A 22,493-nucleotide genomic window follows, 5' to 3' on the forward strand; every position below is an offset into this window, starting at 1 on the left:
TCCGAGCATTCTGCTAGGGATAAACCCGTTAGTCGAGTTTGGCCGCAGGCGGTTGCTTCGCCGATTTGATCTCGGTCGGTGCAACGATGGTTTTGGCTTCCGGCTCGATAGGCACCATTTTGTATTCCTGGCCTTGGAGGTTCTTGAGGTAGACCTCCATCTGGCGGAACGAAATGTTGATGTGCTGTTTCTTGAACTCGCGGTTGATGAAGCGGTTGATCTCGTCGAGTACCGGGTTGCGGTCGCCGAGGTCACGCACGTGCACGCGCAGTTCATGGTCCAGGGTGCTTTCACCGAAATTCAGGAAGTACACCTGAGGCTCGGGTTCCTTGAGTACTCGCGGGTTATCGCGGGCGGCCTTGAGCAGCAATTCCTTGACCAGGTCCAGGTCCGAGCCGTAGTCGACGCCGAGCTTGAGGGTCACGCGGGTGATGGTGTCGGTCAGCGACCAGTTGATCAGTTGCCCGGTGATGAACGTCTTGTTCGGGACAATGATGTCCTTGCGGTCGAAGTCGGTGATGGTGGTGGCGCGGATGCGGATCTTGCTGACCGTGCCCGACAGGTTGCCGATGGTGATGGTGTCGCCGATCCGCACCGGGCGCTCGAACAGGATCATGATCCCGGAGATGAAGTTGGCGAAGATCTCCTGCATGCCGAAACCCAGGCCGACGGAGAGCGCGGCTACCAGCCACTGCAACTTGTCCCAGCTCACGCCGAGGGTCGACAGGGTGGAGACGAAACCGATACCGGCAATCACATAGGTCAGCAGGGTCGTGGTGGCGTAGGCGCTGCCCTGGGCCAGGTCGAGCTTGGACAGCACCAGCACTTCCAGCAGCCCCGGCAGGTTGCGCGCCAGGGCAAACGTGATGCCGATGATGATCAGCGCGCCGAGCATGTCGCCGATGCTGATGGGCACCATGCTCATGTTGATGCCGGTGCCGCTGGTGTATTCGTAGAGGGTGATGTTGTCCAGGTATGAGAACACCGTGATCAGGTCGGCCCAGACCCAGTACAGCGCAGCGATGAAACCGCCGAGCAGCGCCAGGCGGATCAGGCGCAGGGACTGTTCGTTGACCTTCTCGATGTCCAGCGTGGGCTCTTCGACCACGGCCTCGCCGTCGCCGGCCTCTCGGGCGGCCTGGCGTTTGCTCAGGGCCCGTTGATACGCCAGGCGCCGTGCCGCCACGCTCAGGCCGCGAACGAAGGTGGCTTCGATCACCAGCCAGAACATCAGCAGGTACAGGGTGTTGATCAACCGGTCACTGAGTTTCAGCGCGGTGTAGAAGTAGCCGAAGCACACGGCGATGAACAACGCGATTGGCAGGGCGGTGAACAGGATGCCCACGGCCTTGCGAAACAGCGACGCATTGTTGTGGGTCGGGCTGTTGAGCAGCAATCGGCTGAGCAGCCAGGCCATCAAGGCGTAGCAGGTCAGGACGACGCCGATGCCGAGTACGTCATCGGCCAGCGCCGCCGGTTGCAACTCGGCAACGGCCACCACGGCCACCAACGCCAGCACCACCAGTCCGAGACGACGAATCCAGCCCTGGAGGAACTCGACTTGCGGCTTCTCCCAGCGGAAGTGCAGTTCGGCCACGCCGCCCGGCGCGAGGATCCGGTACGCGGTGTAGAACACCAGCCACGCCTGGGAGATTTGCAGCAACGCGGCGCCGAGGTTGGCGTTCTGCCCGCGTGCGTCGACTTGCAAGGCGTAGCCGCACAGCGCCAGGCCCAGGGAAACCGGCATCGCCAGCAAAATGTTGATCAGGATCGCCTGCGGCGTGTGCCACTGGCTGTCGCGCTTGAAGTGGCCGATGTCCTGGTGAACCTTGTTCAACCGCGCATACAGGTACTTACGGCGCCACAGCAGGAAACCGATCAGCAGGGCCAGGGGCAGGAACAGCAGCGGACGCTGGGTCAGGCCATCGGTCAATTCGCTGAAGCTCGACGCCCACGGCAGGGTCGTGACCTGTTTCTCCAGTCGCTCCGGCACGGTGCGTGCCCACTCGAGGTCCAGCGGTTTGTTGCTGGGAATCCAGAACATCTGTTCGTCGAGGGTCGCGCGCAGGGTCTGGGCGGTGCTCAGCAGTTGTTTCTGATTGAGTTGCAGGGTGATGGATTCGTTGAGCAATGCGCTCAGTTCGCGGCTCAGGCGCTCCAGCAGGTCGCTGCGGGTGACGGCCAGGTCCAGCAGGGTGCGGCGCAGTTGCGGGGTGACCTGATCGGGCGGCTGGGTCGCCAGCAGGTTTTCGACGTAGGTGCCGGGGCTGCTGATCAGCTCCCGTTGTTGATTGACTTCAAACTGGTACAGGCGAATGTCGGCGATCTGGTCGGCGAGGTCGCGGTCGACCCGCAGCCGTGGCAGGGACTGCTTCTGTTTGTAGAGAATCTTGGACAGCAGCAGGCTGCCTTTGAGCACGTTGATCTGTTCGTCCAGCGCCGAGTCGCTTTGGGTCACGCTGTCGAGCTGTTGCTTGGTTTGCAGGTTCTGCTGGGTCAGTTCGTTGAGGCGGTCGGTGCTTTTGAGCAAGTAGTCGGACAGCTTCAGGTTGGCCGCGCTCTCGGTCGCCAGCAGGCTGCTGCTGCCGGCCTTTTGCGCCTCGATCGATTGCTGCGTCACGGTTTGCTGGGACTGGGCCAGGCGCTTCTGGTTGATCAGGGTTTGCAGGTCCTGGATCTCTTGCTCCATGCGCGCGGTTTTTTCCATCAGCAAATCATGCTGACTGTTGCCCAGGTCTTGCAGTTGGCTGTTGCCGGCCAGTTCCTGGCGCCGCAGCGGGATCAGGGCGTTGAGTGCAGCCAGTTCGGCATTGAGTTGGCCACGCTGATCGGCGCTGAGGGTTTTGCCGTTGTCCTTGCCGAGCTTGAGGATGCCGTTGATTTGCTGGATGCGCGTCTGGCTGCTGCTGATTTCGGCCTGGGCGCGCTCTGGACGGGTCTGGGCAGTGATGATCAGACTGTTGGCGTCGGCCAGGCTTTTTTGCAGATCGCTTTGCTGGGTGGTGCGCTCGGTCAGCAGTTGCTCGAGTTGCGGGATCTGCAGGCTGGCGTAACGTTGCGCCACCGGGGCCGGTTTACTGGCCTTGAGGCGGGCCAGTTCGCGCTGGTTTTCGATGTTCTGCTTGGGGGCGTTAGCGAGCTGCTGCTTGAGGTCGCTCAGCCGCTGGTCGTAGTCGTTGCGGTTGGTCAGTTGGGTCAGCGTCTGCTGCAACACCAGTTGCAGGGCCTTTTGATCGGCCTCTGGCAGTTTGCGTTCGGCGATCTTGTCGAGGCTCTTCTGCACGGCGTCGCTGGACGGCGGTTCGGCCGCTTGCAGGGTGCCGACGGAGAGACTCAGGCCCAGCAGGGCGATAGCGAAGTAGGTGCGCAGAGTTGGCATAGAGACCGGTCAGTGCAAGGTGAAAAGAAAGGCAGTTTAGAGGAACAAGCCGGGGCCCGGGCGACTTCCTTCGGGGAATCTGACGCCCACTTTACCGATCTTGTTCCCGTCCATGACGGCAACCGTCCAGATGGTGTTGTTCCATTCCACCTGGTCACCGACCACGGGCGCGCCCCCAACCTTCTGGGCAATGAAGCGGCCCAGCGAGATGTCTGGATCGACCCCTTCGAGTTGCAGCCCGTACAGCGCTGAAACCGCGCCCAGCTGGGCGTCGCCTTCCAGAACGAAGTCGCCGAAGAAGCGCAGATCGAGGCCGCGTTGCGGTGCCTGGCTGAAGAGTTTTCCGAGGGCCGGGAGGTTGTGTTCGTGGCCGATAACGCAGAGTAAATCGTCCACTTCCAGCACCGTACTACCCGACGGATGGAGCAGTTGTTGGTCGCGAAACAGGGCGGCGATGCGCGTGCCTTCGGGCATTTTCAGCTCGCGCAGGGCGGCGCCGATGCACCATTTTTCCGCGCCCAGGCGATAAACGAACAACTCCCACTCGCTGGTGACATGGACCTCCAGCGCCGAACGAGAGATGGGCGCAGGCTCCGGCGGCACCGTGACCTTCAACAGTTTGGCCACCCACGGCAGGCTCGTGCCCTGCACCAGCAGCGACACCAGCACGATGAAGAAGGCGAGGTTGAAATACAGCTGGGCATTGGGCAGCCCGGCCATCAGCGGGAACACCGCCAGAATGATCGGGACCGCGCCGCGCAGGCCGACCCAGGAGATAAAGGCTTTTTCGCGACCATGGAACGCCTTGAACGGCAGCAGGCCGACCATCACCGACAGCGGCCTGGCAAACAGGATCATCCACAGCGCCAGGCCCAGGGCGGGCAGGGCGATAGGCAGCAAGTCGTGTGGGGTAACCAGCAGCCCCAGCACCAGGAACATGCCGATCTGTGCCAGCCAGGCCATGCCGTCGAGCATGTGCAGGATGCCGTGGCGGCTGCGCACCGGGCGGTTGCCGATCACCAGACCGCACAGGTACACCGCGAGGAAGCCACTGCCGTGCAAGGCGTTGGTCAGGGCGAACACGACCAGACCGCCGCTGACCACCAGAATCGGGTACAGGCCGTTGGCCAGGTTGATCCGGTTGACCATTTGCAACATCAACCAGCCGCCACCCAGGCCAATGAGGCCGCCGATGCCAAACTCGCGAATCAGGTGCCCCAGCAGGCTCCAGTGCAGGCCGGTCTGGCCGCTGGCGAGCATGTCGATCAGGGTGACGGTGAGAAACACTGCCATCGGGTCGTTGCTGCCGGACTCGATTTCGAGGCTGGCGCTGACCCGTTCATTCAGGCCCTTGCCGCCCAGCAGCGAAAACACCGCCGCGGCGTCGGTGGAGCCCACGATGGCGCCGATCAACAGGCCCTGGATCAGGTTCAGGTCAAACAGCCACGCGGCGGCCATGCCGGTCAGCCCGGTGGTGATCAGCACCCCGACGGTCGCCAGCGACAGCGCCGGCCACAAGGCCACGCGGAAACTCGAGACGCGGGTGCGCAGGCCGCCGTCGAGCAGGATCACCGCGAGGGCGAGGTTGCCGACCAGATAAGCCGTGGGGTAGTTATCGAAGATGATGCCGCCGCCGTCGACGCCGGCAGCCATGCCCACGGCCAGGATGATCACCAGAATCGGGATCCCGAGGCGGGACGAAAGTGAGCTCACCAGAATGCTCGCACCTACCAGCAACGCGCCGATCAAGAACAGGCTGTTGATGGTCGTCGCATTCAAAGGCAGTACTCCAGAAAGCTGAAAGGCGGGCGCAAACTGACCATGCAGTCTGCGTGCCAGCGATTCTAACCTGTTGAATTGTGATGCTGTCAAAAAGCTTTTTACTGCGATTATCCACACCCGTTGGGCTGGATGAGATCGCTGTGGCGAGGGAGCTTGCTCCCGCTGGGGCGCGTAGCGGCCCCAGAACCCAGCACTGCGGTGCGTCATGTGGAACGCATTCGCAGGGTTTACGGCTGCTGCGCACCCGAGCGGGAGCAAGCTCCCTCGCCACAGGCTGTTCAGTGACCGTTACAGGCTGAACCGCCCAACCATGTTGTTCAGGTCCAGCGCCAGGCGCGACAGCTCGTTGGAGGCTGCGCTGGTCTGGTTGGCACCGGTGGCCGACTGCACAGACAGGTCGCGGATGTTCACCAGGTTGCGGTCGACTTCGCGGGCCACTTGCGCCTGTTCTTCGGCGGCGCTGGCGATCACCAGATTGCGCTCGTTGATTTCGACGATGGCGGTGTTGATGGTGTCCAGCGACATCCCGGCACCGCGAGCGATGTTCAGGGTCGACTCCGCGCGTTCGGTGCTGTTGCGCATCGAGTCCACGGCGTGTTCGGTACCGCTCTGGATGCTGCCGATCATGCGTTCGATTTCGCTGGTCGACTGCTGAGTGCGGTGAGCCAGTGCACGGACTTCGTCGGCGACGACCGCAAAACCACGACCGGCTTCACCAGCACGGGCGGCCTCGATGGCGGCGTTCAGGGCCAGCAGGTTGGTCTGGTCGGCCAGGCCGCGAATCACGTCCAGCACTTTGCCGATGTCACGAGACTCGTTGGCCAGGTTGCCGATCAGGGTCGCGGTGCTTTGCACGTCGCCGCTCATGCGTTCGATGGCGCTGACGGTTTCCTGTACCAGGTCACGGCCGTCACCGGCAGAGGTGGTGGCGTTCTTCGAGGCTTCGGACGTGCTGACCGCGTTGCGGGCGACTTCTTCCACGGCGCTGGTCATTTCGTTGACGGCGGTGGCGGCCTGCTCGATTTCGTTGTTTTGCTGGGTCAGGCCACGGGCGCTTTCGTCGGTGACGCTGTTCAGTTCTTCCGCGGCGGACGCCAGTTGCGTGGCGGAGCCGGAAATACGCTGCAGGGTGTCGCGCAGCTTTTCCTGCATTTTCGACATGGCCAGCAACAGGCGGCCAGCTTCGTCGGTGCCGTCAACGGTGATCGGCCGGGTCAGGTTGCCTTCGGCGATTTCTTCAGCCGCGTCCAGCGCCTTGGCAATTGGCTGGGTGATGCTGTTGGTCAGCAACCAGGCGAACAGGAATGTCAGGCCGGTGGCGATCAAAAGCAGCGTTACCACCAGGTCGAAGGCCGAATCATATTGATCGGCGGCTTTCTCGTTGATGGCAACCGCCTGGTCGTTGTTGATCTGCATCAGGCGGTTGAGGACCTCATTGAGCGCCTCGGAGTTGTTCAGCAAATCGGTGTTGATCAGGTTGCGCAGGTCATCGACCTGGTTATTGCGCGACAGGCTCTTCATGCGGTCTTCAAGCTGACGGTACTGTCCAACCAGTTGCACGTACTGATCGTAAGCAGCACGTTCTTGCGCGGTGGTGATGACCTTTTCATAGTCGGTCTGTGCGGCGCGAATCTGCTGATTGCGTTGCTCGAACAGTTCGAGGGTCTTTTGCTGCATGTCCGCTTCGCGGTTGAGCAGCAAGCGGTAGGACAGCACCCGCAGGCGCAGGGTCAACTGAGTGAACTCGTCCAGTGCCTTGATGCTCGGCACGCTGCTCTGGATGATGTTTTCACCGGCGCCGCGGATCTTGCTCATCTGGTTCAAGGCAAACACACCCAGAATCAGCATCAGGCTGCCGATCAAGGCAAAGCCGAGGAACGCCCGCGGTGCGATATTCATATTACGAAGGGACATGGTGTCTACCTGGGAGAAGAGCGCGATCCGTGCGACTGTGAGACTGGTTATCTTTGACTTATCGGTCATACGACTAAAGTCTTGAGGCGCTGCGCGCTTTTGTCGCAGATTTATTACGGCGACAAGGTGTGAGGAACCAGAGCGCCGAATCGCAGTCTTTAAAGCTCGCAAGCAAGGTCGCCGCCAGGAAAATCAAGGCTCTGAGCCCGAATAACCCTGGCGCCAGTGGTGACTTTTCTTTATCGTACGCGCCCTTTGAAAATGCTCGGAAAATCAAAATGTTGGAAACATCCCTAAGCCAATTGGAACAGCTGGTCAGCGACCTGGTGCAACAGAACCAGGAACTGCTCGGTACGAACGCCACCCTGAGCGCAGAACTGGCCCAGGCCAAGGATGAAAACGAAAGCCTGCAACTGAGCCTGATGGAACAGGAAGAAAAGCAGGGTGCAACCGCCGCACGTATCCAGGCGTTGGTTGAGCGCGTGAGCGCAGGGCCAGTGAACGCATGAGACACGGCGCCGAAGGGGTAAAAGTCGTTTCCATTCTCGGAGAAGACTATTCGATCAAGGCGCCGGCCGGGGAAGAGCAGACCCTGCTGGACGCCGCATTAATGTTGAAAGCCGTTCTGGCTGACACCAAAAAGAAATACCCGACGCTGATTGGCGACAAACTGCTGGTGCTGACGGCGATGAACCTGTGTTCGCAGCAGCTCGAAATGCAGAAACGCCACACTCAGGAACTCGACCGTTACCAAGAGCAAGTCAGCGCCACGGTTGAAGTGATTTCCAAGACCATCAATCAGGTCTGATGGTGTTGCGCACAACCAAAGAATAGATTGTCGAATAAGTTGTATACAATCGGCATGGCTGTTGCAGTAGTTCAGCCTCTTATTCTTTGGGGGTGCTCCATGCAGTTCTGGCGACGCAGTATTCAATGGCAGCTGATCCTGAGCATGGGCACCGCCCTGCTGGTCAGTATTCTGATCGTGGTTGGCATTTACACCCTGGTGGTCAACCGCCTCGCCCAGCGCTATCTGGTCGAGCAAGCCTTGCCGTCGAGCGTCGAAGCGATGCGCAACGACATCGAACGGATTCTGGTTCAGCCGCTCACCGCCGCCAAAGACATTGCCAGCAACAGCATGGTGCGCGAGTGGTTGGCCGGGGGCGAAAACAGTGCCCAGGCCAACAGCTTCGTCAGTTACCTGGAAAGCATTCGCGCCGAACACAAAGCCTTTACCGCGCTGATTGCAGGTGCCGAGTCGAGCCACTACTACACCGAAAAAGGCCTGGATCGGACCCTCAGTCGATCCACCCCGGCCGACGCCTGGTTCTACCGTTTCCTGGACAGCGACCAGCCGCGCACCCTCAATATCGACAATGACACCGCCACCGGCGAGTTGGCTCTGTTTATCGACCTCAAGGTCCAGCAGGCCGGCAACGTCGTGGGCGTTGCCGGGCTTGGGCTGAGCCTGAAAGAGCTGTCGGAGCTGATTCACAACTTCAGCTTTGGTGAGCGCGGCAAGGTCTATCTCGTGCGTTCCGACGGTTTGATCCAGGTGCATCCCGAAGCGCCGTTCAGTGGCAAGCAACAGTTGGCCGAGCAGATCAGCGCGCCCGCCGCACTTGCCGTCATGGGGCATCAGGGTTTGACCAGCAGCAGCTTCCAGCGTGACGGCGAAGAGTTCCTGGCGTTGAGCTTGCCGTTGCGCGATCTGGGCTGGACCCTGGTGGCCGAAGTGCCGCAGTCGCAGATCTACGCCGAGGCGAGAAAAGCCATGTGGCTGACCAGTGGCATCGGCCTGGCGGTGGCGCTGGTTTGCCTGTTGCTGGTCGTGCTGCTGGCCCGTGGGCTGGTGCGGCCGATCCGTCAGGTAACAGCGGCACTGGTAGCGATTGGTAGCGGTAGTGGCGATTTGACCCACAGGTTGGATTCCAGTCGCGCCGATGAGCTGGGCGACCTGGCCCGCGGCTTCAATCGCTTCCTGGAAAATCAGCACAGCATGATAGGTGACGTGCTGGCCACCAGCGAGCGATTGCGCACAGCCGTTGGCCAGGTGACGCAGGTGGTGGAAAACACCGCCGAGCGTTCCGGTCGTCAGCAGGAAATGACCGACATGGTCGCCACCGCCGTGCACGAGATGGGCCTGACCGTTCAGGACATCGCCCGGAACGCCGGTAACGCCGCACTCGCCTCGCAGACTGCCCGCGATGAAGCGATGCAGGCCCGTGAAGTGGTCGGCGGCTCGATCCGGCATATTGAAAGCATGTCCGACGAAATCGGCATCGCCGCGGGCGCGGTGGGTGAACTGGCGACACAAGTGGCGTCCATCGATCAGGTGTTGGCGGTGATTCGCGGGATCTCCGAGCAGACCAATTTGCTGGCCCTGAACGCGGCGATTGAAGCGGCGCGGGCAGGTGACATGGGCCGAGGCTTTGCGGTGGTTGCCGATGAAGTGCGGACGTTGGCGCGGCGCACCCAGTCCTCCACTGACGAAATCCAGCAGATGATCGGCAGCCTCAAGCAGGGCGCGGAAAATGCCGTGTCATCAATGCATTCGGGGCAAGCGGCGACGGGGACAGGTGTTGAGTCGAGCCAGCGCACCGGCGCGTCGTTGACGGCGATTACCGGGCAGGTCGAGCGCATCAGCGATATGAACCATCAAGTGGCGACGGCGACGGAAGAGCAGTCGGCAGTGACCGAAGAAATCAACCGCAACGTGCAAGGGATTTCCGACCTGGCGCGAGCCACGGCGGGGGAGGTCAGGGCTTGCCGTGAAGACTGTCAGATGTTGCAACGCCTGGCCGATGATCTGGCGCGGCAGATGGGCGGGTTCAAGCTGAGCTGAATAAGGTGGTGACTGGACTGACGCCATCGCGGGCAAGCCTGCTCCCACAGGGTTTGGGTGTTGAACACAGGATTTGTGATCAATAGGGATTCCTGTGGGAGCGGGCTTGCCCGCGATTGGATTTCAGCAACAAAACAGGTTTTGGATCAGAACCACTCATCCTGCATCCCCAGGCACGTATCATCCCGTGCCTCGAGAATCGCCAGTTCATGGTGACAACCTGGCACTTCCCACGTCAGGAAGTAGCGCGCCGCTTGCAGCTTGCCTTTATAGAAACTGATATCTGCGGCGTTGCCTTTGGCCAGTCCTTCTTCAGCGCGAATCGCTTGTTCGAGCCAGCGCCAGCCGATCACCGTGTGACCGAATGCCTTGAGGTACAGCGCCGAATTGGCGAGGCTGCTGTTGACCTTGCCTTGTGCCAGATCGTTCAGCAGGCCGAGGGTGACGGCTTGCAGGCGTGCCACCAGTTTTTCCAGCGGCTCACGCAGCGGCGTCAATGATTCAAACCCTTGCGCCCGTTCGGCGGTGTTGGCGATCAGCCGAATCAATTGCTTGAGCCCGGCACCGCCGTTCTGCGCCAGTTTGCGCCCCAGCAGGTCCAGCGACTGAATACCGTGGGTGCCTTCGTGGATCGGGTTCAGTCGGTTGTCGCGGTAATACTGTTCCACCGGGTATTCGCGGGTGTAGCCGTGGCCACCGAGGATCTGTATTGCCAGTTCGTTGGCCTTGAGGCAGAACTCCGAGGGCCAGGACTTGACGATGGGCGTCAGCAGATCGAGCAGTTCGTGGGCCTGCTGGCGCTCGGTTTCGGTCGCAAGGGTGGTGGTGTCGTCGAACAGCCGCGCTGCGTACAAACCGAGGTCGAACGCGCCTTCGACGTACGCCTTCTGGGTCAGCAGCATGCGTTTGACGTCGGCGTGCTGGATGATCGAGACCGGCGCGGTGTTCGGGTCCTTGCTGTCCGGCAGCCGACCTTGCGGACGCTCGCGGGCGTACTCCAGCGAGTACAGATAACCTGCGTAACCGAGCATCACCGCGCCCATGCCGACACCGATCCGCGCCTCGTTCATCATCTGGAACATACAGCTCAGGCCTTGATGCGGCTTGCCCACCAGGTAGCCGACACACTCCCCGTTATCGCCGAAGTTCAGTGCGGTAGAGGTGGTGCCGCGCCAGCCCATCTTGTGGAACAGCCCAGCCAGCAGCACGTCGTTGCGCTGGCCCAGGCTGCCGTCATCGTTGACCAGGAACTTGGGCACGATAAACAGCGAAATGCCTTTCACGCCCGCAGGTGCATCCGGCAGTTTGGCCAGCACCATGTGCACGATGTTTTCCGACAGCGAGTGGTCGCCGCCGGAGATGAAGATCTTGTTGCCCTTGAGCCGGTAAGTGCCGTCCGCCGCAGGTTCGGCGCGGGTACGGATGTCCGACAGCGAGGAGCCGGCGTGTGGTTCGGTCAAGGCCATGGTGCCGAAGAAACGGCCGTCGATCATCGGTTGCAGGAAGCGTTGTTTCTGATCGTCGGTGCCGAAGCTTTCGATCAGGTTCGCCGCGCCCATGGTCAGGAACGGGTAGGAAGTTGTCGCCGCATTGGCGGACTGAAAATGCGCAAAACAGGCTTGCGAGAGCAGGGTCGGCAACTGCATGCCACCGGCCTCGAAGCGGCGGGCAGCGTTGAGGAAACCGGCTTCCAGGAACGCATCCACGGCGGGTTTGACTTCCGGAATCAGGATCGCCTTGCCGTCTTCATAGCGGGGTTCGTTCTCGTCGCCCTTGCGGTTGTGCGGGGCAAAGAACTTCTCGGCGATGCTGCGGGCAGTGCCAATGGCCGCGTCGAAAGTCTCGCGGTTGTGCTCGGCAAAACGCTCGCGCCGGGTCAGGCCCACGGCATCGAGGACTTCATACAGCTCGAAAGCCAGATTGCGGGAACTGAGCAACGTCTCGGACATGGCGGCCTACCTTTAGTGGAGTGGACCAAGTCTAGGCAGAGGAATAGAGGCTGAACAGGATGATTGATGGGGCTGATGGTGGGGCAGAACGACGGCTTAACAGGCACCACAAAACAAATGTGGGAGCGAGCTTGCTCGCGATGGCGGCGGCACATTCAAAAAGGATGTGACTGACAGACCGCTATCGCGAGCAAGCTCGCTCCCACAAGGTTTTGCGTTCCAAGCGCCCATTGCGGACGCCTGGCTTCATTGCGATTTAGCCGATGGTCATCAGGCTGGCGTTACCGCCCGCAGCCGCCGTGTTGACGCTCAGTGCGCGCTCGATCACCAGGCGTTCCAGCGCGATGCCGGTTTCGCCTTGCGACAGACCGTGAACCCCGACGATGGCGCCGGCACGCTTGGCCACTTGCTGGCAGACCGCACGCAACTGGTCGGAGTGCCCGTGATGCAGAACCGCATCGAAGATCACCTCGTCCTTGTGCCAGTCGGCCACCAGAGTGATCCGCGCCTGTACGTCTTTCGGCAGGCGAGCCAACAGTGCCTTGCCCAGCTCACCTTCCGGCCACACCGCCGAACCGCCGACGGCCAATACCGCTGCCAGTTGAGTCAGCAGGTCAGCTTCGACTTCCGCCAGGCACAGCACGTGCTCGCGCGGCAGGATGGCGTAGCTGTTGCGCTCGCCGGTCGGGCCGCTCAGCGTGCGGGTGATACCGCTTTGCGATTGCGCCGCGAACTGCACGCACAGGGCGCTCAGGTCAGTCAGCTTGTTGCTGTCGGCCCAGGTTTGCAGGGCGGTCAGCGGTTTGCGCATGGCGTCACGCAGTCGAACGTCCGGTGCCGTCACGGCGTCACCGCGAGCGAAGGATTGTTCGATCGCATCGCTCGGACGTGTCGACAGCAAGCGGTACAGGTACAGCGGACCACCGGCTTTCGGGCCAGTGCCCGACAGGCCTTCGCCACCAAACGGCTGCACGCCGACCACGGCCCCCACGATGTTGCGGTTGACGTAGACGTTACCGGCGTTGACGTTGTCGATCACCTTGGCGATGGTTTCGTCGATGCGGGTGTGTACGCCCAGCGTCAGGCCGTAACCGGATGCATTGATCTGCGCAATCAGTTGGTCGATGTCTTTGCGCTTGTAGCGAACCACGTGCAGCACCGGACCGAAGATCTCCCGTTGCAGCTCGTCGAAGCTTTCCAGCTCGATCAGGGTCGGCATGACGAACGTGCCGCGCTTGCATTCTTCCAGGTCGGCGATGGCCACCTGATAGACGTTGCGACCTTTTTCACGCATGCCCTGAATGTGTTTCTCGATGCCGGCCTTGGCTTCGGCGTCGATCACCGGGCCGATGTCCACGGACAGGCGCTCCGGGTTGCCGAGACGGCATTCGGCCATGGCACCCTTGAGCATTTCGATGACACGGTCGGCCGAATCTTCCTGCAAGCACAGCACCCGCAGCGCCGAGCAACGCTGGCCAGCACTGTCGAACGCCGAGGACACCACGTCGATGACCACTTGTTCGGTCAGCGCCGAGGAGTCGACGATCATCGCGTTCTGGCCACCGGTTTCGGCGATCAGCGGGATCGGACGGCCCTGGGCATCCAGACGCCCGGCGACGTTGCGTTGCAGCAAACGTGCGACTTCGGTGGAGCCGGTGAACATCACGCCTTTGACCCGGTCGTCGCCGACCAGGCGGGCACCGACGGTTTCGCCACGGCCCGGCAGCAGTTGCAGCACGCCTTCCGGAATCCCGGCTTCGAGCAGCAGGCGCACGGCTTGTGCAGCGACCAGCGGGGTTTGTTCGGCTGGTTTGGCCAGTACCGGGTTACCGGCGGCCAGTGCGGCAGCGACTTGACCGCTGAAGATCGCCAGCGGGAAGTTCCACGGGCTGATGCACACCACCGGACCCAGCGGGCGATGGGCGTCGTTGGTGAAATCGTTGCGGGCCTGCACTGCGTAGTAACGCAGGAAGTCCACGGCTTCACGCACTTCGGCGATGGCGTTGGCGAAGGTCTTGCCGGCTTCGCGAGCCAACAGGCCCATCAGCGGCTGGATTTCGGCTTCCATCAGGTCGGCGGCACGTTCCAGGATCGCGGCGCGTTCGGCGGGCGGAGTGGCCTGCCAGATCGGGGCGGCGTTCAGGGCGCACTGGATGGCGTTGTCGACGTCTTCGACGGTGGCTTCTTGCACATGACCGACCACATCACGCAGGTCAGACGGGTTGAGTACCGGTGCCGGCGTTTCAGTGCTGGACGCGCAACCGAGCATCGGCGCAGCTTTCCAGTGGTTGTGCGCGGTGGCCAGCAAGGCGCAGGACAGCGACGCCAGACGGTGTTCGTTGGCCATGTCGATGCCGCTGGAGTTGGCGCGCTCGGCACCGTACAAATCACGCGGCAGTGGAATGCGCGGGTGCGGCAAGCCGAAGCCGCCTTCCAGCGTGGCCATCTGCTCGATGCTGGCTACCGGATCGGCTACCAGTTCCTGAATCGAAATCGACTGGTCGGCGATGCGGTTGACGAACGAGGTGTTCGCGCCGTTTTCCAACAGGCGACGTACCAGGTACGCCAGCAGTGTTTCGTGAGTGCCGACCGGTGCGTACACGCGGCACGGACGGTTCAACTTGCCTTCGGAAACCTTGCCTACAACCTGTTCGTACAGCGGTTCGCCCATGCCGTGCAGGCACTGGAACTCGTACTGGCCCGGGTAGTAGTTCTGACCGGCGATATGGTAAATGGCCGACAAGGTGTGGGCGTTATGCGTGGCGAACTGCGGGTAGATGACTTCCGGCACCGACAGCAGTTTGCGTGCGCAGGCAATGTAGGAAACGTCGGTGTACACCTTGCGGGTGTAGACCGGGTAGCCTTCCAGGCCTTCGACCTGGGCGCGCTTGATTTCGCTGTCCCAGTACGCGCCTTTCACCAGGCGGATCATCAGGCGATGGCGGCTGCGGCGAGCCAGGTCGATCACGTAGTCGATCACATACGGGCAACGTTTCTGGTAAGCCTGGATCACGAAACCGATGCCGTTCCAGCCGGTCAGTTGCGGTTCGAAGCACAGGCGTTCCAGCAGGTCCAGCGACAGCTCGAGGCGGTCGGCTTCTTCGGCGTCGATGTTCAGGCCGATATCGTATTGCTTGGCCAGCAAGGTCAGCGACAGCAGGCGCGGGTACAGCTCGTCCATCACACGCTCGTACTGGGCGCGGCTGTAACGCGGGTGCAGGGCCGAGAGCTTGATCGAGATGCCCGGGCCTTCATAAATGCCACGACCGTGAGAGGCCTTGCCGATCGAGTGGATGGCTTGCTCGTAGGACGCGAGGTATTTCTGGGCGTCATGTTCGGTCAGTGCGGCTTCGCCGAGCATGTCGTAGGAATAGCGGAAGCCCTTGGCTTCGAACTTGCTGGCGTTGGCCAAGGCTTCGGCGATGGTTTCGCCGGTGACGAACTGCTCGCCCATCAGGCGCATGGCCATGTCGACGCCCTTGCGGATCATCGGCTCGCCGCTTTTGCCGATGATGCGGCTCAGGGACGAAGTCAGGCCTGCTTCGTTGTGGGTGGCGACCAGTTTGCCGGTCAGCAACAGGCCCCAGGTCGCGGCGTTGACGAACAGCGACGGGCTGTTGCCCAGGTGCGGCTGCCAGTTACCGGTGCTGATCTTGTCGCGGATCAGTGCATCGCGGGTGCCCTTGTCCGGGATACGCAGCAGCGCTTCGGCCAGGCACATCAGTGCCACGCCTTCCTGGGACGATAGGGAAAATTCCTGCAACAGGCCCTGTACAATGCCTGCACGGCCGCCGGCGCTCTTCTGATTGCGCAGTTTCTCGGCAATCGAGGACGCCAGCTTGTGGGTGGCTTCGGCCATCGCGGCGGGCAGGCGGGCCTGCTCCAGCAGCATCGGCACGACTTCCGGCTCTGGGCGACGGTAGGCGGCGGTGATCGCTGCGCGCAGTACCGATTGCGGGAGGATGCTTTCGGCGAATTCGAGGAAGCATTGGTGAGCGTGGTCGACCTGTACGTCGGAGCCGTCATCGGCATCCTTGGTGGTCAAACCGTTCAGCTCGGACAGGGTTGCACCACCCTCGAGTTTTTCCAGGTAATTGAAAATCGCCTGCTTGATCAGCCAGTGCGGCGTGCGATCAATCGAGGTCGCGGCGGCTTTGAGGCGCTCGCGGGTCGGGTCGTCGAGTTTGACCCCAAGGGTGGTGGTAGCCATATTTTTATCCTCATGTTTGCCACGATGGGGTGGCATCAGCTGGCGGCAAGATTAGCCGCGAGCCGAAAGAGGTGCAACCGGGTGCAACCCTTTTTTTCTCGGAATAACAGGCAGCTCGTCAGGAATTAAATTCTGGTACGAAAGTACCGCTCCTGCTTGGTGCTTTTTACTTGGGTTCAGGTGAGTTCTTGCTCCCAAATGGAGCAAAAACGGGGGTAAAAAAGAAATATCCGACTAGGTGCAACTTATTCGCAAGAAACAGGTTGCACCTTATTTACTTTGTTGAATAGCATTCGCGCCCAAGGTGCAACCGACCCAAAACCGGCGGTTCATCGGCTGATGGCTTTCCTGGGGAAACATCAGTCATAAATGCGCGGATTATCAGATCGTCTTTCAAACGCAAGCGTTTGGCGGCGGTTCAAAAGACCGCTGCTACATAAAAACAAAGCCAGGGCGTAACTCAATGAGTGCAAGCAATCCAACCTTGATCACGTTCGTGATCTACATCGCAGCAATGGTAATGATCGGCTTCATGGCCTATCGCTCCACCAACAACCTTTCTGACTACATTCTGGGCGGCCGTAGCCTGGGCAGCGTCGTGACTGCGCTTTCCGCCGGTGCCTCGGACATGAGTGGCTGGTTGTTGATGGGCCTGCCGGGCGCCATCTATATGTCGGGTCTGTCGGAAAGCTGGATCGCCATCGGCCTGATCATCGGTGCCTACCTGAACTGGCTGTTCGTAGCCGGTCGCCTGCGAGTACAGACCGAACACAACGGCGATGCATTGACGCTGCCGGATTATTTCTCCAGCCGTTTCGAAGACAAAAGCGGCCTGCTGCGGATCATCTCCGCCATCGTGATTCTGGTGTTCTTCACCATCTATTGCGCCTCCGGCATCGTGGCCGGTGCCCGTCTGTTTGAAAGCACCTTCGGCATGTCCTACGAGACTGCGCTGTGGGCCGGTGCTGCTGCGACGATTGCCTACACCTTCGTCGGTGGTTTCCTGGCGGTGAGCTGGACTGACACCGTGCAAGCCACGCTGATGATCTTCGCCCTGTTGCTGACGCCGATCATCGTGCTGCTGGCCACCGGTGGCATCGACACCACGTTCCTGGCCATCGAAGCGCAAGATCCAAGCAACTTCGACATGCTGAAAAACACCACGTTCATCGGCATCATTTCGCTGATGGGCTGGGGCCTGGGCTACTTCGGCCAACCGCACATCCTGGCGCGCTTCATGGCGGCGGATTCGGTCAAGTCGATTGCCAACGCCCGTCGCATCTCCATGACCTGGATGATCCTGTGCCTGGGCGGTACTGTCGCTGTAGGCTTCTTCGGTATCGCTTACTTCTCGGCGAACCCTGCCGTTGCGATGCCGGTCAGTGAAAACCACGAACGTGTGTTCATCGAACTGGCCAAAATCCTGTTCAACCCATGGATCGCGGGTGTGCTGCTGTCGGCCATTCTGGCCGCTGTGATGAGTACCCTGAGCTGCCAGTTGCTGGTGTGCTCGAGCGCCCTGACCGAAGACTTCTACAAAGCTTTCCTGCGCAAGAACGCTTCCCAGCTTGAGCTGGTATGGGTCGGTCGTGCCATGGTGCTGGCGGTTGCACTGGTTGCCATCCTGTTGGCCGCTAACCCGGAAAACCGCGTACTGGGTCTGGTCAGCTACGCCTGGGCCGGTTTCGGCGCTGCGTTCGGTCCTGTGGTGCTGATCTCGGTATTGTGGAAAGGCATGACCCGTAACGGCGCCCTGGCCGGTATCGTGGTTGGCGCACTGACGGTGATCGTCTGGAAACACTACAACCTGCTGGGTCTGTACGAAATCATCCCAGGCTTCATCTTCGCCAGCGTGGCCATTCTGCTGGTCAGCAAGATGGGCGCTCCGAGCAAAGACATGCTCATGCGTTTCGAAGCGGCCGAGAAAGATTTCCGCCTGAACAAGTGATCGGGATGAGCTGAGGCTCTGACCTTTCGCCGACATGAAAACGGCCCGTCTCCTTGTGGAGGCGGGCCGTTTTTTCGTTTGCGGTTAAGGAATCAGTGCGCTCACTACCGCCATCGCGTCCTCCAATGTGGCGCACTGGTTTTGAGGGGAATATCTGTAGCTGGATGTCCTGATTCTTGAAGGGGAAATCTCTAAAAAAGTAGGGCGAATCTGATTTTCCTGTCCCCTGCTCAATGCTCCTTGCTGCTCATGCAGAATCGCTCGCCCTCATTCTGCACAGAGACATCGGATGTCTGCCCCTGCCAATCAACCGCGTTTCACGTTGACCCTCGACGGCGTCCAGGATGGGCTCAAGGTCCTTGAATTCACGGGCAAGGAAGCCATCAGCCAGCCTTACCGTTTCGATCTGGAACTGGTCAGCGAACGGCCGGACCTCGACCTCGAGAACCTCCTTCACCGCCAGGCGTTTCTCAGCTTTGATGCTCAGGGTTCCGGCATCCATGGTCAGGTTTATCGCGTTGCCCAAGGTGATTCCGGTAAGCGTCTGACGCGCTATCAGGTCAGCCTGGTGCCGCATCTGGCCTATCTCGGGCAGCGCTTGAACCAGCGTATTTTCCAGCACAAGAGTGTCCCGGCGATTGTTGCGCTGTTACTCAAGGAACACGGAATTCTGGGGGGCGGGGTCGCGTTCGAACTGGGTAACGACTACCCGGAGCGTGAATACTGTGTGCAATTTGCCGAAAGCGACCTGGCCTTTATTCAGAGGCTCTGTACCGAGGTTGGCATTCACTATCACTTCCGGCACAGCCCTGAGGGTCACTGCCTGGTATTTGGTGATGATCAAACGGTGTTTTCCCTGTTGAGCGCGCCCACTCGTTATTCGCCGGGTACCGGGATGGTTGCCAGCGAGCCCGTGATCAACCGCTTCAGCGTGCGCCTGGAAAGCCGCACCACAAGCGTCACCCGGCGTGATTACGACTTTCAGAAACCGCGCCTGCTACTGGAAAGTGCGACGGCTGGCCCACAGTGGCCAGCGTTGGAAGACTACAACTACCCCGGACAATTCTCTGACCGCGAGCACGGTAAACATCGGGTCCAGCGTGAACTGGAGCGGCATCGCGCGGACTACCGTCAGGCCCGGGGGCACAGTGATCAGCCGGTGCTGGTCAGCGGGCATCATCTGAGCATTGCCGAGCACCCGCGTGCCGAGTGGAACGATTTGTGGCTGCTCACCGAGGTTGAGCACCATGGCCGTCAACCTCAGGTTCTGGAAGAGACGGGGGCGGGCGAGGGGGCGCAGTCGTTTCAGGGTTACCGCAACCGCTTTTTGGCGACACCGTGGGACGTGCCGTTTCGTCCACCACTGGAGGCCGCCAAACCGCGAATGTCGGGCTATCAAACCGCCGTGGTCACCGGCCCCCAACACAGCGAAATCCATTGCGACGAGTACGGGCGGGTCAAGGTCCAACTGGCCTGGGACCGCGACGGTCAGCTCAACGAGCATTCCAGTTGTTGGCTGCGGGTGGCCAGCGGTTGGGCGCACGAGCGGTATGGCAGCACGCTGATTCCACGGGTCGGCATGGAGGTGCTGGTGGGGTTTGTCGATGCAGACCCCGATAAACCGGTGATCATGGGTTGCCTGCCCAACGCTGCGAATCCGGTGGCGCTGGATTTGCCGGCCGACCACACCCGGAGCATTTTTCGCAGTCAGAGCAGCCCTGGTGGCGGTGGTTACAACGAACTGCGCATCGAAGACCGCAAGGGCGCCGAGGAGATCTACCTGCGAGCCCAGCGCGACTGGACGCAGCACGTGTTGCACGATCAGCGGGTGCAAGTCGACAACCAGCGTCGGGTGGTGGTTGGCGGCATCAGTCGTCATGAATTCAAGGTCGATGAGCAGCGCATCACCCACGGCAATCGCCTGACCGAACTCAAACAGGACGATCACGTGCAGGTCGGTGGTAACCAGCACATCCGGGTGACCAATCAGACGTTGAATGCGCTTGCGCAGGTGCATGTCAGTGCCGGTCGGCAGGTGGTGATCGACGGCGGCGCCAGCGCGACAATCCAGGCCGGCGGGCACTGGATCAACATCAGTGCCGCCGGGATCTTCAGCAGTGTGCCGATTGTGCAGGGCGGTGCGCCTGCACCTGCTTTGGCGGCCACTCCCCACATGCCGGGCATGGTCGAGAAGCTCGTCGCAGCGCTGCCGGCCGCCCTCAGTGCGGCACAGATTGTGAGCCTGAAAAGCAATGCGCCGTTCTGTGAAGAGTGCGAGCGCTGCAAGGCGGGAGTCTGCCATGTCTGAGCGAATTTCACCTCGGGACTGGCTTGAGCGCCAGCCGTTGCAGCCATCGCAACAGCTGCTCGCGATCTTCAGCAACACCAGTGACGCTGAGCCTTTGCAGGCCTGGCGTTGTGCGAGCGGCACCCAGGCGCCGAGCCCGATCTGGGCCGGCACCGCCTATGCTGAATGGGAGCCGGTGATGCCTTACGTCGGCATCGTAGAGGCGGGCAGCGATTTCCTTGAATGGGTGGGCCGATGCGACCGTCAGGATTGGGGTTGGCTGGCGGTTTCGTCGAGTAGCCTGGAGCGTATGGTCGAGCATTTGCGCAGCCTGACTCAGGTGCTGTTGCCCGAGGGGGCGGCGGTATTTTTTCGCTTTTGGGACGGACGTCATGTGCTGCCGATCTTGCGCTTGGCACAGGTGGAGCGCGCTGAACTGCTGCCGGTGGTCGAGCGTTGCCTGATCAATGGCCAGGCGCTGGAGGTGGGTGGTCGTGGCGTGGAGCCCGTTCAGGTTTTCCCCTGGTGGAATGTCCCGACGGCATTGCTTGAGACGCTGGCGCCACAGGCAGCGGACACCCGAATCGCCAATCTGCTGAAGTGGTTGGGCGAAGCGCGCCCGGACGTCGATCAGGCATATTCCCCAGCAGTACTGCATTGCAAGGTGAAGGCTTTTGTCGCACGGTGTGGTCCTGCCGGGGCGACGCCGGAAGCGTTGGTTCACTGCCTGATGTCTCAGCGGCGCTGACGGGATGAGACAGGGGTAGAAGATTCGCGTAATTTTTGGCGCTTTGGCGGGTGGTACTGATCGTGGTGGCCCGCGAACTCAAAGTGGTCGCTCTCGAAAGGGCTCGGGAATGAATGGAATGCTTGATTCAAACAAGACAATAGAAATGGCCGGTGTAGACGCCATGGAAGCGCTGGCCGAGATTGAGTTCATTCTGATTTCGCTAAGGAAGATGGGCACGTTTTACATGGACAAATCCCAGGAGGATTATCGTAAGGCAACCACGGACTTCATCGACGACTTCGCGGTGACCCAGCGCCTTGCAAAGGTCCGCCGGTTGATCAGTCAGCACTTCGACAGCACCTTGGGCGATGACGACATGGACGATCTGGAGCGCTACATGCAGACGTTGCAGTTTTGGCAGCCAGAACCCTCAGCCGGGTAAGTGGCCTGTGCAAGGCGTCACGCGCCTGGATCAGAGGGTACAAAAGCCGTGCCTACAGGCGGTCCTGACGTTCAGCGCTGTACAAGGTAAACTTCGCCTCCTTCGCAGGAGCAGCCATGAATTATCGTCACGCCTTCCACGCCGGCAATCACGCCGACGTGTTCAAACACCTGACCTTGACCCGCCTCATCGCCTTGATGTCGCGCAAGGAGCAGCCGTTCGCCTATCTCGACACCCACGCCGGCATTGGTCTGTATGACTTGCAGGGCGACCAGGCCAGCCGGACCGGCGAGTACCTGGAAGGGATCGCGCGTTTGTGGGGTGAGCCGGATCTGCCGGTGCTGACGGCCGACTACATGCAAGTGCTGCATGAGATGAACCCGGATGGCCAGTTGCGTTACTACCCAGGCTCCCCCGAGTTGGCGAGACGCCTGACGCGTCCGCAGGATCGGGTGCTGCTCAACGAAAAGCACCCTGAAGACGGGTTGCTGCTCAAGGACAACATGAAGGGCGATCGCCGGGTCAAAGTGCACCTGGGCGAGGGCTGGCATGTGCCGCGTGCGCTGTTGCCGGTGCCGGAGAAGCGTGGGCTGATGCTGATCGACCCGCCGTTCGAGAAGCTCGATGAGATGCAGCGCTGCGCGGCCTCGCTCAAAGAGGCGATTGGCCGGATGCGCCAGACCGTGGCGGCCATCTGGTACCCGGTGAAGGATCAGCGCATGTTGCGCCGCTTCTACCAGGACCTGGCCGGGACCGGCGCGCCGAAGCTGTTGCGCGTGGAGTTGCTGGTGCATCCGCTGGACACGCCGAACAGTCTGAACGGCTCCGGGCTGGCGATTGCCAATCCGCCGTGGGGGCTGGAGGAAGAATTGCGCGAGTTGTTGCCGTGGCTGTCGAAAAAACTCGGCCAGACCCAGGGCGGGTGGCAGATGGATTGGTTGATTGCGGAGTAAGTTCTGGCTTTGCAGCATCCGTCAGGACAACCCCTCACTGTAGAGAACGGTACA

Annotated in this window: 13 protein-coding genes; 8 read left to right on the forward strand and 5 right to left on the reverse strand. The window is 61.0% G+C overall.

The window, feature by feature from the left end; all coding sequences use genetic code 11:
* Positions 1-28: 28 nt before the first annotated feature.
* The 3 genes from mscK to AABM54_RS02550 all read right to left on the reverse strand — a co-directional run bounded on the left by mscK (position 29) and on the right by AABM54_RS02550 (position 7,075).
* Positions 29-3,379: a mechanosensitive channel MscK gene (gene mscK / locus AABM54_RS02540; RefSeq protein ID WP_347903527.1), complete on the reverse strand. Its 3,351-nt coding sequence runs from the start codon at positions 3,377-3,379 to the stop codon at positions 29-31.
* A 36-nt stretch (positions 3,380-3,415) separates the two neighbouring features.
* Positions 3,416-5,158 carry a potassium/proton antiporter gene (locus AABM54_RS02545; protein ID WP_347903529.1) on the reverse strand — a complete coding sequence of 581 codons (1,743 nt, stop codon included), beginning with the start codon at positions 5,156-5,158 and terminating at the stop codon, positions 3,416-3,418.
* A 291-nt stretch (positions 5,159-5,449) separates the two neighbouring features.
* Positions 5,450-7,075, reverse strand: coding sequence for a methyl-accepting chemotaxis protein (locus AABM54_RS02550; RefSeq protein ID WP_347903530.1), 1,626 nt, complete (start codon positions 7,073-7,075; stop codon positions 5,450-5,452).
* 278 nt (positions 7,076-7,353) lie between these two features.
* Here AABM54_RS02550 and AABM54_RS02555 point away from each other — a divergent pair, with 278 nt between their 5' ends.
* From AABM54_RS02555 to AABM54_RS02565, 3 genes are all read left to right on the forward strand, one after another.
* A complete protein-coding gene (locus AABM54_RS02555; protein WP_347903531.1) occupies positions 7,354-7,584 on the forward strand; it encodes a hypothetical protein in 231 nt (76 codons plus the stop codon).
* On the forward strand, positions 7,581-7,883 hold the full coding sequence (locus AABM54_RS02560; RefSeq protein ID WP_347903533.1) for a cell division protein ZapA: 303 nt from the start codon (positions 7,581-7,583) through the stop codon (positions 7,881-7,883). Before AABM54_RS02555 ends, AABM54_RS02560 begins: the two co-directional genes overlap by 4 nt.
* A 99-nt stretch (positions 7,884-7,982) precedes the next feature.
* Complete coding sequence (locus tag AABM54_RS02565; protein ID WP_347903535.1) at positions 7,983-9,920, forward strand: methyl-accepting chemotaxis protein; 1,938 nt, start codon at positions 7,983-7,985, stop codon at positions 9,918-9,920.
* Positions 9,921-10,066: 146 nt separating this feature from the next.
* Here the strand turns inward: AABM54_RS02565 and AABM54_RS02570 are convergent, their stop codons facing one another.
* A complete protein-coding gene (locus tag AABM54_RS02570; protein WP_347903536.1) occupies positions 10,067-11,869 on the reverse strand; it encodes an acyl-CoA dehydrogenase in 1,803 nt (600 codons plus the stop codon).
* A 256-nt stretch (positions 11,870-12,125) separates the two neighbouring features.
* The gene (gene putA / locus AABM54_RS02575; protein ID WP_347903537.1) at positions 12,126-16,079 is read right to left on the reverse strand and encodes a trifunctional transcriptional regulator/proline dehydrogenase/L-glutamate gamma-semialdehyde dehydrogenase; all 3,954 of its coding nucleotides are present in this window, start codon (positions 16,077-16,079) and stop codon (positions 12,126-12,128) included.
* 463 nt (positions 16,080-16,542) lie between these two features.
* On the opposite strand from putA, the gene putP reads away from it, so the two are divergent.
* The 5 genes from putP to AABM54_RS02600 all read left to right on the forward strand — a co-directional run bounded on the left by putP (position 16,543) and on the right by AABM54_RS02600 (position 22,439).
* The gene (putP, locus tag AABM54_RS02580) at positions 16,543-18,027 is read left to right on the forward strand and encodes a sodium/proline symporter PutP (protein ID WP_347903538.1); all 1,485 of its coding nucleotides are present in this window, start codon (positions 16,543-16,545) and stop codon (positions 18,025-18,027) included.
* 289 nt (positions 18,028-18,316) lie between these two features.
* Positions 18,317-20,335 carry a type VI secretion system tip protein VgrG gene (locus tag AABM54_RS02585; RefSeq protein WP_347903540.1) on the forward strand — a complete coding sequence of 673 codons (2,019 nt, stop codon included), beginning with the start codon at positions 18,317-18,319 and terminating at the stop codon, positions 20,333-20,335.
* Positions 20,328-21,062 carry a DUF4123 domain-containing protein gene (locus tag AABM54_RS02590; protein WP_347903542.1) on the forward strand — a complete coding sequence of 245 codons (735 nt, stop codon included), beginning with the start codon at positions 20,328-20,330 and terminating at the stop codon, positions 21,060-21,062. Before AABM54_RS02585 ends, AABM54_RS02590 begins: the two co-directional genes overlap by 8 nt.
* A gap of 118 nt (positions 21,063-21,180) precedes the next feature.
* The gene (locus AABM54_RS02595) at positions 21,181-21,486 is read left to right on the forward strand and encodes a hypothetical protein (protein ID WP_347903543.1); all 306 of its coding nucleotides are present in this window, start codon (positions 21,181-21,183) and stop codon (positions 21,484-21,486) included.
* Between the two features lie 116 nt (positions 21,487-21,602).
* A complete protein-coding gene (locus tag AABM54_RS02600) occupies positions 21,603-22,439 on the forward strand; it encodes a 23S rRNA (adenine(2030)-N(6))-methyltransferase RlmJ (RefSeq protein ID WP_347903544.1) in 837 nt (278 codons plus the stop codon).
* The last annotated feature ends 54 nt before the right edge of the window (positions 22,440-22,493 follow it).

This window comes from Pseudomonas purpurea (assembly GCF_039908635.1).
Taxonomy (GTDB): Bacteria; Pseudomonadota; Gammaproteobacteria; order Pseudomonadales; family Pseudomonadaceae; genus Aquipseudomonas; species Aquipseudomonas purpurea.

Bases quoted from the DNA above. Each gene is read 5' to 3' on its own strand.
- AABM54_RS02565 (WP_347903535.1), top strand. From the start codon at position 7,983: ATGCAGTTCTGGCGACGCAGTATTCAATGGCAGCTGATCCTGAGCATG.
- putP (WP_347903538.1), top strand. From the start codon at position 16,543: ATGAGTGCAAGCAATCCAACCTTGATCACGTTCGTGATCTACATCGCA.
- AABM54_RS02570 (WP_347903536.1), bottom strand. From the start codon at position 11,869: ATGTCCGAGACGTTGCTCAGTTCCCGCAATCTGGCTTTCGAGCTGTAT.
- AABM54_RS02560 (WP_347903533.1), top strand. From the start codon at position 7,581: ATGAGACACGGCGCCGAAGGGGTAAAAGTCGTTTCCATTCTCGGAGAA.
- AABM54_RS02550 (WP_347903530.1), bottom strand. From the start codon at position 7,075: ATGTCCCTTCGTAATATGAATATCGCACCGCGGGCGTTCCTCGGCTTT.
- AABM54_RS02600 (WP_347903544.1), top strand. From the start codon at position 21,603: ATGAATTATCGTCACGCCTTCCACGCCGGCAATCACGCCGACGTGTTC.
- AABM54_RS02555 (WP_347903531.1), top strand. From the start codon at position 7,354: ATGTTGGAAACATCCCTAAGCCAATTGGAACAGCTGGTCAGCGACCTG.
- putA (WP_347903537.1), bottom strand. From the start codon at position 16,079: ATGGCTACCACCACCCTTGGGGTCAAACTCGACGACCCGACCCGCGAG.
- mscK (WP_347903527.1), bottom strand. From the start codon at position 3,379: ATGCCAACTCTGCGCACCTACTTCGCTATCGCCCTGCTGGGCCTGAGT.
- AABM54_RS02585 (WP_347903540.1), top strand. From the start codon at position 18,317: ATGTCTGCCCCTGCCAATCAACCGCGTTTCACGTTGACCCTCGACGGC.
- AABM54_RS02590 (WP_347903542.1), top strand. From the start codon at position 20,328: ATGTCTGAGCGAATTTCACCTCGGGACTGGCTTGAGCGCCAGCCGTTG.
- AABM54_RS02595 (WP_347903543.1), top strand. From the start codon at position 21,181: ATGCTTGATTCAAACAAGACAATAGAAATGGCCGGTGTAGACGCCATG.